Genomic DNA, 12,187 nt, shown 5'->3' on the forward strand with positions numbered 1-12,187 from the left:
AATGGATCCCTTCGTCATGCTGACCGCGCCGGCGGTGCCGCTCGACATCGCCAACATCGACACCGACCAGCTTCTGCCCGCCCGCTTCCTGAAGAAGCCGCGCAGCGCCGGCTACGGCAACTTCCTGTTCCATGACGAGCGCAAGCCGGGCTTCCCGCTCGACGACCCGGCCTATGCCGGTGCGCGCGTCCTGGTGAGCGACCGCAATTTCGGCTGCGGGTCCTCGCGGGAGGGGGCGGTCTATGCGCTGGTGGATGGCGGGTTCCGCTGTGTCGTCGCGCCCAGCTTCGGCGACATCTTCGCCGCCAACGCCGCCAAGAACGGCCTGCTGACCGTCACCCTGCCGGAGGATGCGGTGGCGACGCTGCGCCGCCAGCTGCAGGAGAACCCAGGCGCCGCCGTCACGGTGGATTTGCCGGCCCAGACCCTGACCGGCCCGGACGGACGGGCGCTGTCCTTCGCCATCGACCCGTTCAAGAAGGAATGCCTTGTCGAAGGGCTGGACGACGTGGCGCTGACCCTGCGCCACCAGGACGCCATCGACGCCTTCGACCGGGCCGACGCCGAGGCCCGGCCGTGGGTGGTGCCGGGGGCCTGAGAAAAGGGCTCCCGGACCTCACTCAGCGCGGCAGGGGCGTGCCGTTGACCGCGTGGTAGCTGCGGATCACCTGGCTGTCGTCCATCGCGCCCTCGCCGCGGCCGGAGGTCGCCAGGAACATCTGGTGGGCGACGGCGGCCAGCGGCAGGGCGGCCTTGGCGTCGCGCCCGGCCTCCAGCACGATGCCGAGATCCTTGACGAAGATGTCGACGGCGCTGGTGATGCCGGGCTCCGCCTCCAGCATGCGGGGCCCGCGGTCCTTCAGCATCCAGCTGGAGGCCGACGACCCGCTCATGATCTCAAGCAGGACCTTCAGATCCACGCCGACCTTGGCGGCCAGCGCGAAGGCCTCCGCCACCACGGCGATGTGGACGCCGCACAGCAGCTGGTTGACGGTCTTCACCGTGGCGCCCTGCCCCGGCGTCTCGCCGACATGGAAGACCTTGTCGCCCATGGCGGCCAGGACCGGGCGGACCCGCTCCACCGTCGCGGCCGGCGCCGCCGCCATGATCGACAGCGTGCCCGCCACGGCTCCCACCACCCCGCCGGAGACGGGGGCATCGACGAAGCGGCGCCCGGCCGCCTCCACCCGCTCCGCCAGGGCGGCGACCGCGCCCGGCGGGCAGGTTGCCATCAGGATCACCGCCGCACCGGCCGGCAGGGCCTCCAGTGCGCCGTCGGCGAAGAGGGCGGCGTCGGCCTGGGCGGCATTCACCACCATCAGCACCAGCGCGTCCGCATCCACAGCCGCAGCAGCCGCGCTGGAGACGCCCTTCCCGCCCGCACTCTCCAGAGTCCGGACACTCTCGGCCCGCACATCGGAGCCCTGAACCTTGAAACCCTTCGCCAGCAGATTGCGCGCCATGGGCATGCCCATGGAGCCGAGGCCGATGAATCCGACTGTCGTCATTGTTTGAACGTCCTTGGATAGAGTGCAGCCGGCTCAGTACAGGATCGTCGCCGGCACGTAGGACACGAGCCCCAGCACGACCAGCGCCACCAGATAGAAGGGCCACAGCTCGCGCACGATGGCGCCGATGGGCTCGCGGGAGATGGCGGCGGAGATGAACAGGGTGGTGCCGATGGGCGGAGTGAACAGGCCGATGCTGAGATTGACGGCCATCATGATTCCCAGCTGGATCGGGTCCATGCCGATGGCACCGCCGACCGCGACGAAGGTCGGCCCCAGCAGCAGGATCGCCGCCGGCAGGTCGAGGAACATGCCCACCACCAGCATGATCAGGTTCATCGCCAGGATGATCAGCCACGGCTCCTTCAGCACGCTTTCGGCGTAGGAAGCGACCGCGTTCGGGATGGCTTCGGTGATCAGCACATAGCCGACGAGGTTGGAGGCGGCGATGACCAGCATGACCACGCCCGTGGTCACGACCGTGCCCAGCAGCGCGGCATAGATGCGCTTCACCGTCAGGTCGCGGTAGATCAGGATGCTGACCAGCAGGGCATAGGCGACGGCGATGACGCTGACCTCGGTCGGCGTGGCGATGCCGAAGCGCAGCAGCACCAGGATAAAGGCCGGCATCAGCAGCGCCGGCAGCGCCGCGACGGTGGCGGTCCCCAGCGCCCGCAGCCCGCCCTCGCTCTTCAGCAGGGGGAAGTTGCGCATGCGGCCGCTGACATAGCAGACGATCATCATGCCGCCGGCCAGCATCAGGCCCGGCAGGATGCCGGCGAGGAACAGCGAGGCGATAGAGGCGTTCGACACCGCGGCATATAGGATCAGCGGGATCGACGGCGGGATCAGCCCGGCGATCACCGACGAGGAGGCGGTGGCCGCTGCGCCGAAGGCGGCGGGATAGCCCTCGCGCTTCTGCCAGGGGATCAGCATGGAGCCCAGCGCCGACGCCTCGGCCACGGCGGAGCCGGACACGCCGCCGAAGATGGTGGAGCCGACGACGGTGACCTGCGCCAGCCCGCCGGGATAGCGCCCGACCAGGGCCGCGGCGAAGCGCACCAGCTTCTGGCCCAGCGTGCCGCTCATCATCAGCGCGCCGGACAGGATGAAGAAGGGGATCGCCAGCAGCGGGAAGCTCTGGGTCGGCTGGAACAGCTTGATGACGGAGATGACGGTGGGGACGGAGCCCATCGTCATCACCGCGGCCCCTGAACTGATGACCAGCGCATAGCCGACGGGGAATGAGAGCAGCAGGAGAAGGGCGAAAAGGGCGACCATCACGACGGTCATAGCTCTTCCTCCGACACATGGGCGCGGACGGATCGCGGATCCTCGGCGATCAGCAGGCGCAGGAAGGTGGTGACGGCGGTCAGCCCCACCCCGACGAATCCCGCGATCAGCGACAGGTAGGCCCAGCGGGCGCTGACGCCTGTCACCGGATAGACCTCGCTGCCGGTGATCTCGATGACGGCGAGGCCGATGTAGGCGAGATAGAAGAAGGTCGCAGCCACCACCACCTGCATCGCCAGCAGCAGCGACCGCGCCGCCGTACGGGGAAGCATGTCCAGCAGCAGCGTGACCGAGATGTGCGCGCCCTTCTGCGCCGCCAGCACCACGCCGCCCATCACCAGCCAGGGAAACAGCAGGTTGGGCAGTTCGGACGGCCAGCCCATCCCCTGGGTGGTCAGGTAGCGGACCACGACCTCGGCCCCCAGCGACAGGAACAGCACGACCAGCGACAGGATCGACACGGCGGCGGCGGCGACGGAAATCGCGCCGTCTGCCGCCTGGAGAAGGGTGGCGGGAAGTCCCGCCACCACATGCTCCCGGTCGTGGGACACCGTCATCACGGCGTTGCCCCGGCCGCAGCCTCCTTGCGGACCAGCGCCACCAGTTCGGGGAATTGCTTCTCCCACTTGTCGTAGACCGACTTGGTCTTGGCGACGAAGGGCGCCGCATCGACCGTGTTGAACTTCACGCCGGCGTCCTCCATCTTCGACCGCAGTTCCTTGTCGGCCTTGGCGGACATTTCGCGGTTCAGCTTGCCGGCCTCCGCCGCCGCCTCCAGCACCGCCTTCTGGTCGGCCTTCGACAGGGTGTCGAACACCATCTTGCTGGCCAGCAGCGGGGTCGACTCATACTTGTGGCCGGTCAGCGAGATGTATTTCTGCACCTCGAAGAGCTTGGAGGAATGGATGTTCATCAACGGGTTCTCCTGCCCGTCGACCACGCCCTGCTGGAGCGCGATGTAGAGCTCGGAGAAGGCCAGCGGCGTCGGGTTGGCGCCCAGCGCCTTGAAGATGTCCACGGTCATCGGATCCGGCGGGGTGCGGACCTTCACGCCGGCCAGATCCTCCGGCTTGGTGATCGGGCGGACGTTGTTGGAGACATGACGGATGCCGTTGTCCCACATCGCCAGCAGAACCAGCCCCTTGGTCTTCGACGCATCGTCCAGCTTCTTCGCAACCGGGCCGTCCAGCACCTTCCAGGCCTGCGGCAGCGACTGGAAGAGGAAGGGCAGGCCCAGCACGGCATAGTCCGGCACGACGCCCGAGGTGGTGCCCTGCGAATTGGCGCTGAAGGCCAGCGTGCCGAGACGCATGCTGGTCAGCGCCTCGACGTCGTCGCCGTACTGGGCGCTGCCGCCGACCTCGATCTTCACCCGTCCGTCCGTCTTCTGGGCGACGAGTTCCGCGAATTTCAGCGAGGCTTCCGCCTTCGGGTTGCCCGGGGCCGCGTTGTGGGCCAGACGCAGGACCTGCTGGGCCCAGGCGGCCGGCGACGCGACCAGGGCGGTGCCCACCATCAGCGACAAGAGCAGCTTCTTCATCGGATTCCTCTCCCTATGGACGTTTGTTGGTTGAGCGGGTGTGATCGGGTCGGATGAACGGTCGTCCTAGAGCCAGCCCTTGATGCTGGCCGCCATGGCGTCGGTGGAGATGCCGTAGAGGTCGTGCAGGGTCGGCAGGGCGCCGGCCTTCAGAAACTCGTCGGGCAGGCCGATCTGGCGGAAGACCGGGGCGACGCCGGCGCGCAGCAGGGTGCCGGCAACCGCCTCGCCCAGCCCGCCGATGACGGTGTGGTTCTCCGCCACCACCACCATGCGGCCGGTGCGCCCGGCTTCACGCAGGATGGTCTCGGTATCGAGCGGCTTGATGGTGGGGACGTGCAGCACGGCGACGCCGACCTTGTCGGCCTCCAGCCGCTGCGCCACCTCCAGCGCCCGCATGGTCATGATGCCGGACGAGATGACCAGCACGTCGGCGCCGTCGCGCAGCAGCTTGGCCTTGCCGAGTTCGAACTTGTAGTCGTACTCGTCCAGCACCAGCGGGACGTTGCCGCGCAGCAGCCGCATGTAGACCGGGCCGTTATGCGCGGCCATGGCCGGCACCGCCTGCTCGATCTCGTGGGCGTCGCAAGGGTCGATCACCACCATGTTCGGCATGGCGCGCATCAGCGCCAGATCCTCGGCCGCCTGATGGCTGGGGCCGTAGCCGGAGGTCAACCCCGGCAGGGCGCAGGCGATCTTGACGTTGCGGTTCTCCTCCGCGATCGTCTGGTGGACGAAGTCGTAGGCCCGGCGCGAGGCGAAGACGGCGTAGGTGGTGACGAAGGGCATCATGCCCTCATGCGCCATGCCAGACGCCGCCCCCATCAGCAACTGTTCGGCCATCCCCATCTGATAGAAGCGGTCGGGATAGGCCTGGGCGAAAATGTGCAGGTCGGTGTATTTGGCGAGGTCGGCGGTCATGCCGACGATCTCCGGCCGCTGCTTCGCCAGCTCGACCAGCGCATGGCCGAAGGGAGCCGGCCTGGTCCGCTGCCCTTCCGCCGCGATCGAGGCGATCATGGCGGAGGTCTTCAGGCGCGGCTTCGCAGTGGTGTTCGCAGCGGTGCTCATGCGGTCCTCCCGGCGTCGAGCGCGTCAAGCGCCAGCTGCCATTCGTGCGCGTCGACGCGGATGAAGTGGTTCTTTTCGCGGGCTTCGAGGAAGGGCACGCCCTTGCCCATCTTGGTGTCGCAGACGATCATCCGCGGCTTGGCCTCGGGGTGCGACTTGGCGGCGTCGAAGGCGGCGACCACCGCGTCCATGTCGTTGCCGTCCACCCGCTGGACGAACCAGCCGAAGGCCTCCAGCTTGTCCACCAGCGGCTCGAACGCCATCACCTGGGTGGAGGGGCCATCGGCCTGCTGGTTGTTGACGTCGACGATGGCGATCATGTTGTCGAGCTTGTAATGGGCGGCCGACATGATGGCCTCCCACACCGAACCCTCGTCCAGTTCGCCGTCGGAGAACAGCGTGTAGACACGGGCAGCGGAGTTCTTGCGCTTCAGCCCCAGCCCGATGCCGACCGCGATGCCGAGGCCGAGGCCGAGCGAGCCGCCCGACATCTCCATGCCCGGCGTGTAGCTGGCCATGCCCGACATCGGCAGGCGGCTGTCGTCGCTGCCATAGGTCTCCAGCTCTTCCGCCGGGACGATGCCGGCCTCGATCAAGGCTGCGTAGAGCGCGATGGCGTAATGGCCGTTGGACAGCAGGAAGCGGTCGCGCTCCTCCCAATGCGGGTCCTCGGGCCGGTATTTCATGGCGTGGAAATAGGAGACCGCCAGAACGTCGGCGATGTCGAGGGCTTGGCCGATGTAGCCCTGCCCCTGCACCTCGCCCATCAGCAGGGCGTTGCGGCGGATGCGGTAGGCGCGTTCGGCCAGCGGGACATTGTGCCCCAGCGGGGTGGTGTCGAGTGCGGTGTCCACGGGAGGTGTCTCCAGCATTTCGGGATCAGTGGATCAGCATGCCGCCGTTGACGTCGAGCGTGGCGCCGGTGATGTAGGAGGACAGCTCCGACGCCAGGAACAGGCAGGAGCGGGCCACATCCTCGGCATCGCCCAGGCGGTTCAGCGGGATGCCCTTCAGGATTTCCGCCCGCAGTTCGTCGGTCAGCTTGCCGCCGGTGATGTCGGTCTGGATCAGGCCCGGCGTCACCGAGTTGACGCGGACATTGTCCGGTCCCAGCTCGCGCGCCATCGCCTTGGCGAGGCCCAGCACGCCGGCCTTGGCCGCGCTGTAGTGCGGGCCGCCGAAGATGCCGCCGCCGCGCTGCGCCGAGACGGACGAGATGCAGACGATGGAGCCGGACTTGCGCTCCCGCATGTGGGGGACGACGGCCTGGCTCATGTACAGCGTGCCGCGCAGGCTGACGTCGGTCACCGCCTCGTAGTTCTTCGGGCCGATGTCCATGAACTTCAGCGGCTGGGTGATGCCGGCGTTGTTGACCAGCACGTCGATGCGGCCGAACTCCTCGACCACGCGGTTCGCGGCGGCGAAGCAGGCGTCGCGGTCGGTCACGTCGCAGGCCAGGCCGCGGTGCGCCTCGCCCAGTTCGGCGGCGGCTTCGGCAGCCTGCCCGGCGTCGAGGTCCAGGATGATCGCGCGCCCGCCATGCAGCGCGAAAAGCCTCGCGGTCGCCCGGCCGATGCCGCGGCGCGATGCGGCGCCGGTGATCACGCAGACCTTGTTGGACAGCAGCATGCTCGCTCCCTCTGTCGAAGCAGGCTCCGCCGTGGCGGCAAAAGACATGCCGCGGGCGGAGCGTCGGTTTCGCTCGGTTGTGGTGATTTCGCTGCGGCCGACCGATGATTCGTTCAGCCGATGATTGAGGTGATCCTATGGTCTTGAGATGAATTCGACAAACGAATAAGATTGCTCATTGATGAGCTGAATTCATGTGAATGGCGCGATGCGGAAACGGGTCTCGATCAAGGCTTTGCAGGCGTTCGAGGCCGCTGCGCGGCTGGGTTCCTTCGCGACTGCGGCGGAGGATCTCGGGCTGACGCCGTCGGCGATCAGCCATCAGGTGAAAATCCTGGAGGAACAGCTTGGCTTGCCGCTGTTTCATCGGGTGCACCGTTCGGTCGCGCTGACCGATGCCGGGCGCGGCTTCGCCACCGAGATCGTCGGCGCCTTCGCCCGGATGGAGACCGCCATCCGCAACGTCACCACGTCCAACAGCGGCACCGAGATCCTCACCGTCCGCTCGATGCCCAGCTTCGCCACCCAATGGCTGATGCCGCGGCTGAACCGGGTGAAGGCGCTGCATCCCGCCATCGACATCCGGCTGCAGGCCTCGGTCTCGCCCATCGACCTGACGACGGGCGCGGTGGACGTCGACATCCGCTACAACCCCGGCCCGCCGCCGGCCGGCTGCGTGCTGGAGCAGTTCCCGGACGACGTCATCGTGCCGATGTGCTCGCCTGCGCTGGCGAACGGGCTGGTTCCGATCCGCGAGCCGAAGGATCTCAGCCGCCACATCCTGATCCATTCGGAGATCAACATCGTCGGCTGGCGCGACTGGGCGCGCAAACATCGCGGCGTGCAGTTGGACATGGACCGCGGCCTGCGTTTCGACCGCTCCTTCATGGCGATCAGCGCGGCGGCGGACGGGATGGGGGTGTGCCTGGACAGCCTGCTGCTCGCCCGGCAGGAACTTCAGTCCGGCCGGCTGGTCGTCCCCTTCCCCACCCGCGGCCTGCGGGCGCAGGGGCATGGCTTCGTCACACTGAAATCGACCGCCGACCTGCCGAAGATCCGGCTGTTCCGCCAATGGCTGTTCGGCGAACTGGACGCCGGCTGCCAGTGGGAGGAGCAGTATCTCGCCTCGCTCGGAACGCCCGCCGCCGGGGACTGACCGCGGACGGCTAGCCGATCGGCGGCATGCGGTCGATCAGCTTGTCCAGCGTGACGGGATAATCGCGCACACGCACGCCGGTGGCGTTGTAGACGGCGTTGGCGATGGCGGCGCCCACACCGCACAGCCCCAACTCGCCGACCCCCTTCGCCTTCATCGGCGACGACATCGGATCGGTCTCGTCCAGGAAGATCACCTCCTGGTGCGGGATGTCGGCATGGACCGGCACCTCGTAGGACGCAAGGTCGTGGTTGACGAAGAAGCCGCCGCGGGTGTCCACCGCCAGTTCCTCCATCAGCGCCGCGCCCACCCCCATGGTCATGGCGCCGATCACCTGGCTGCGCGCCGACAGCGGGTTCAGGATGCGGCCGGCCGCGCAGACGGCCAGCATGCGCCGGACACGGATTTCCGCGGTCGCGGCATCGACGCCGACCTCGACGAAATGCGCGCCGAAGGTCGATTGCTGGGCCTTCTTGTCGAGGTCGCCATACTCGATGCCGTCCTCCGCCGTCAGCTCGCCGTCGCCGGCCGCCTGCGCCAGCGGCACGCGGCGGTTGCCCGAGCCCACCTGCCCGTCGGCGAACTGCGCGTCGGCGGAGTTGAAGCCCAGCTTCTGCGCCACCGCCTCGCGCAGCTTCACGCAGGCGGCATAGACGCCGGCGGTGGAGTTGTTGGCGCCCCACTGCCCGCCCGACCCGGCCGATGCCGGAAAGCTGGAATCGCCGAGCCGCACCACCACCCGGTCCAGCCCGACGCCCATCATTTCCGCCGCCGTCTGGGCGATGATGGTGTAACTGCCGGTGCCGATGTCGGTCATGTCAGTTTCGACCGTCACCACGCCGCGCTTGTCCAGCCGCACCCGCGCCGCCGACTTGGTCAACAGGTTGTTGCGGAAGGCTGCGGCCATGCCGATGCCGACCAGCCAGCGCCCCTCGCGCATCCGCGCCGGCTCGGCGCTGCGCTTGCTCCAGCCGAAGCGCTCGGCCCCGGTGCGCAGGCATTGCACCAGCTGGCGCTGGGAGAAGGGCCGCTCCGGCTTTTCCGGGTCGACCTGGGTGTCGTTGAGGATGCGGAACTCGACGGGATCGATCTTCAGCCGTTCGGCCATCTCGTCCATGGCGATTTCCAGCACCATCAGGCCCGGCGCCTCGCCGGGCGCCCGCATGGCGTTGCCTTCCGGCAGGTCGAGATGGGCGAGCCGCGTCCCGCTCAGCCGGTTCGCCCCGGCATAGAGCAGGCGCGTCTGGTCGGTCGCCGTCTCCGGCTTGCCGTCGGGCAGGTTGCCGGACCAGCTTTCATGCGCGATGGCGGTGATCCTGCCGTCCGCGGTTGCACCGATGCGGACACGCTGGATCGTCGCCGGACGGTGGGTGGTGTTGTTCGCCATCATCGGCCGCGGCAGCGCCACCTTGACCGGCCGCCCCGCCGCCCGCGCGCCCAGCGCCGCCAGCAACGTGTCGGCACGCAGGAACAGCTTGCCGCCGAAACCGCCGCCGACGAAGGGAGAGATCACGCGGACCTTCTCCTTCGGCATCTTCAGCGTCTCGGCCAGATCGGTCGCCGCCCAGTCGATCATCTGGTTGGAGGTCCACACCGTCAGCCGGTCGCCCTGCCAGGCGGCGATGCTGGCATGGGGTTCCATCATCGCATGGGTCTCGTCGGGCGTGCTGTAGGTCTCGTCCAGCTTGACCGGCGCGGCGGCAAAGGCGGCGGCGAAGTCGCCGACGACGGAGTCCTCCTTCTTGTGCTCGGCCGAATCGCCCATGGCGTCCTTGGCGCGGGCGAGATCGAAGGCGCCGTCGGTCTTCCGGTACTCGACACGGACGAGATTTGCCGCGGCGCGCGCCTGCTCGAAACTCTCGGCGACGACCAGCGCCACCGCCTGATGGTAATGGGCGATCTCCGGCCCCCCCAGAAGCGGGGCGGCATTGCGCTTGCCCTTGCCGAGCTTGCCCGCGGTCTCATGGGTGACGACGGCCAGCACGCCCGGCACGGCCTTCGCCTCCGCCACCGACAGGGAGGCGATGCGGCCCTTGGCGATTCCGGCGCCGACGACATAGCCATAGACCTGATCCGGCACCACGTCGTGGCGCTCATAGGCATAGGGTGCGGTTCCCGTGGTCTTCAGCGGCCCGTCGATGCGGCTGGTCGGCTTGCCGATGACTTTCAGCTGGTCGATGGGGTTGGTGGTGGCGGGGGTGTCGAACTTCATGGCTCAGCCTTTCGCTTCGGCCAGGACGGAGCCGAGCGTTCGCTCGACCAGCGGCAGCTTGAAGGCATTTTCCGGCGTCGGCTTGGCGCCGGCCAGCAGTTGCGCCGTGACGGCCTTGGCCCCCTTGGGCATTTCGGCCTCCGCCGCCTCGACGCGCCACGGCTTGTGCGCGACGCCGCCCAGCGCCACCCGTCCGCTGCCGTCCGGCTGGACGACCGCCGCGACGGCGACCAGCGCGAAGGCGTAGGAGGCGCGGTCGCGCACCTTGTGATAAATGTGCGTGCCGCCGACCGGGCGCGGCAGGGTCACCGCGGTGATCAGCTCGCCGGGTTCCAGCACCGTTTCGATATGCGGGGTGTCGCCGGGCAGGCGGTGGAACTCGGCGATCGGGATGCTGCGGGCGGCGCCGTCCGGCCGCACCGTCTCCACGGCGGCGTCCAGCACGCGCATCGCCACCGCCATGTCGCTGGGGTGGGTGGCGATGCAGGCTTCGCTGCCGCCGATCACCGCAAGCTGGCGGCTGAAACCCCCGATGGCGGCGCATCCGCTGCCGGGCCGGCGCTTGTTGCAGGGCTGGGCGGTGTCGTAGAAATAGGGGCAGCGGGTGCGCTGGAGCAGGTTGCCCGCGGTGGTCGCCTTGTTGCGCAGCTGGCCCGAAGCCCCGGCGAGCAACGCCCGCGACAGCACCCCATAGTCGCGCCGCACCCGTTCGTCGGCGGCGAGGTCGGTGTTGCGCACCAGCGCACCGATGCGCAAGGCTCCGTCCGGGGTCGGTTCCACCTTGTCCAGCGACAGGCCGTTGACGTCGATCAGATGGACCGGCGTCTCGATCTCCAGCTTCATCAGGTCGAGCAGGTTGGTGCCGCCGGCGATGAACTTGGCGCCGGGGGTACGGACCGCGGCGGCCGCGGCTTCGGCCGGGCTGCCGGCGCGTTCGTAGCTGAAGGGTTTCATGCTTCCCTCCCGGCGACCTCGGTGATCGCATCGACGATGTTGGAATAGGCGCCGCAGCGGCAGATGTTGCCGCTCATCCGCTCGCGCAGTTCGTCGGCGGTCAGCTTCGGCGCCGCCATCAGGTCGGCGCTGACATGGCTGGGAATGCCGGCCTCGATCTCCTTCAGAACGGCGACGGCCGAACAGATCTGGCCGGGGGTGCAATAGCCGCACTGATAGCCGTCATGCTTGACGAAGGCGGCCTGCATCGGATGCATGCGGTCGGGCATGCCCAGCCCTTCGATGGTCGTGATGCTGTCGCCCTGGTGCATCACCGCCAGCGACAGGCAGGAATTGATCCGCCGCCCGTCGACCAGGACGGTGCAGGCGCCGCACTGCCCGTGGTCGCAGCCTTTCTTCGGGCCGGTCACGTGCAGCTGCTCGCGCAGCGCATCGAGCAGAGTGGTCCGCGTGTCCAGCGTCAGGTCATGGTCGCGGCCATTCACCGTGAATGACACGGTCGAGGTGACGGGGGTCAATGTCTGTTGGGGGGCGGCGTCGCCGATGGCGGCCTCGGCCGGCACCGGGAAGCTTCCCGCCGTCAGCGCGATGGTCGCCGCGGTTCCCATCAGGACTCCGCGCCGTGTCACGTCCAGATCGCCGGGCTGATGCATCGCGTGCTTCCCTCCTGTCGTCAAGGCCATGCCCTGTCGGCAGCGCGCACGGGCGGTCCCGCTTCGCTTCCACCAACACATACCCCCACAAGCTGGGGCGCGCTGGTCTGACGATTAGCCCCCAATTTGCGATAGGGCCTATAAGTTCAGGTCATGAAACAACGCCAGTCC

The 12,187-nt window shown here is 68.4% G+C and carries 12 protein-coding genes; 2 read left to right on the top strand and 10 right to left on the bottom strand.

Annotated features, from left to right (window positions below):
- The first annotated feature begins 1 nt into the window (after nucleotide 1).
- Complete coding sequence (gene leuD, locus FZ983_RS17420; protein ID WP_149224766.1) at nucleotides 2–598, top strand: 3-isopropylmalate dehydratase small subunit; 597 nt, start codon at nucleotides 2–4, stop codon at nucleotides 596–598.
- Between the two features lie 22 nt (nucleotides 599–620).
- Here the strand turns inward: leuD and FZ983_RS17425 are convergent, their stop codons facing one another.
- The 7 genes from FZ983_RS17425 to FZ983_RS17455 all read right to left on the bottom strand — a co-directional run bounded on the left by FZ983_RS17425 (nucleotide 621) and on the right by FZ983_RS17455 (nucleotide 7,041).
- Nucleotides 621–1,508: an NAD(P)-dependent oxidoreductase gene (locus tag FZ983_RS17425; protein ID WP_149224767.1), complete on the bottom strand. Its 888-nt coding sequence runs from the start codon at nucleotides 1,506–1,508 to the stop codon at nucleotides 621–623.
- A gap of 33 nt (nucleotides 1,509–1,541) precedes the next feature.
- Nucleotides 1,542–2,801: a TRAP transporter large permease gene (locus tag FZ983_RS17430; RefSeq protein ID WP_149224768.1), complete on the bottom strand. Its 1,260-nt coding sequence runs from the start codon at nucleotides 2,799–2,801 to the stop codon at nucleotides 1,542–1,544.
- On the bottom strand, nucleotides 2,798–3,358 hold the full coding sequence (locus FZ983_RS17435; RefSeq protein ID WP_188092373.1) for a TRAP transporter small permease: 561 nt from the start codon (nucleotides 3,356–3,358) through the stop codon (nucleotides 2,798–2,800). Before FZ983_RS17435 ends, FZ983_RS17430 begins: the two co-directional genes overlap by 4 nt.
- Nucleotides 3,358–4,341, bottom strand: coding sequence for a TRAP transporter substrate-binding protein (locus tag FZ983_RS17440; protein WP_149224769.1), 984 nt, complete (start codon nucleotides 4,339–4,341; stop codon nucleotides 3,358–3,360). Before FZ983_RS17440 ends, FZ983_RS17435 begins: the two co-directional genes overlap by 1 nt.
- A gap of 66 nt (nucleotides 4,342–4,407) precedes the next feature.
- On the bottom strand, nucleotides 4,408–5,412 hold the full coding sequence (locus FZ983_RS17445; protein ID WP_149224770.1) for a transketolase family protein: 1,005 nt from the start codon (nucleotides 5,410–5,412) through the stop codon (nucleotides 4,408–4,410).
- Nucleotides 5,409–6,266 (bottom strand): transketolase, encoded by an 858-nt coding sequence (locus FZ983_RS17450; RefSeq protein ID WP_149224771.1) that lies wholly within the window; start codon nucleotides 6,264–6,266, stop codon nucleotides 5,409–5,411. Before FZ983_RS17450 ends, FZ983_RS17445 begins: the two co-directional genes overlap by 4 nt.
- 25 nt (nucleotides 6,267–6,291) lie before the next feature.
- The gene (locus FZ983_RS17455) at nucleotides 6,292–7,041 is read right to left on the bottom strand and encodes an SDR family oxidoreductase (protein WP_149224772.1); all 750 of its coding nucleotides are present in this window, start codon (nucleotides 7,039–7,041) and stop codon (nucleotides 6,292–6,294) included.
- 208 nt (nucleotides 7,042–7,249) lie between these two features.
- Here FZ983_RS17455 and FZ983_RS17460 point away from each other — a divergent pair, with 208 nt between their 5' ends.
- Nucleotides 7,250–8,197, top strand: coding sequence for a LysR substrate-binding domain-containing protein (locus tag FZ983_RS17460; protein ID WP_149224773.1), 948 nt, complete (start codon nucleotides 7,250–7,252; stop codon nucleotides 8,195–8,197).
- A gap of 10 nt (nucleotides 8,198–8,207) precedes the next feature.
- On the opposite strand, the gene paoC is transcribed toward FZ983_RS17460, so the two are convergent.
- The 3 genes from paoC to paoA are packed head-to-tail and all read right to left on the bottom strand — an operon-like array spanning nucleotide 8,208 to nucleotide 12,016.
- Nucleotides 8,208–10,409: an aldehyde oxidoreductase molybdenum-binding subunit PaoC gene (gene paoC, locus FZ983_RS17465; RefSeq protein ID WP_149224774.1), complete on the bottom strand. Its 2,202-nt coding sequence runs from the start codon at nucleotides 10,407–10,409 to the stop codon at nucleotides 8,208–8,210.
- 3 nt (nucleotides 10,410–10,412) lie between these two features.
- Nucleotides 10,413–11,363: a xanthine dehydrogenase family protein subunit M gene (locus FZ983_RS17470; protein WP_149224775.1), complete on the bottom strand. Its 951-nt coding sequence runs from the start codon at nucleotides 11,361–11,363 to the stop codon at nucleotides 10,413–10,415.
- Nucleotides 11,360–12,016, bottom strand: coding sequence for an aldehyde dehydrogenase iron-sulfur subunit PaoA (gene paoA / locus FZ983_RS17475; protein WP_149224776.1), 657 nt, complete (start codon nucleotides 12,014–12,016; stop codon nucleotides 11,360–11,362). Before paoA ends, FZ983_RS17470 begins: the two co-directional genes overlap by 4 nt.
- Nucleotides 12,017–12,187 lie beyond the last annotated feature (171 nt).

It is taken from the genome of Azospirillum sp. B21 (assembly GCF_008364825.1).
Lineage (GTDB): Bacteria > Pseudomonadota > Alphaproteobacteria > Azospirillales > Azospirillaceae > Azospirillum.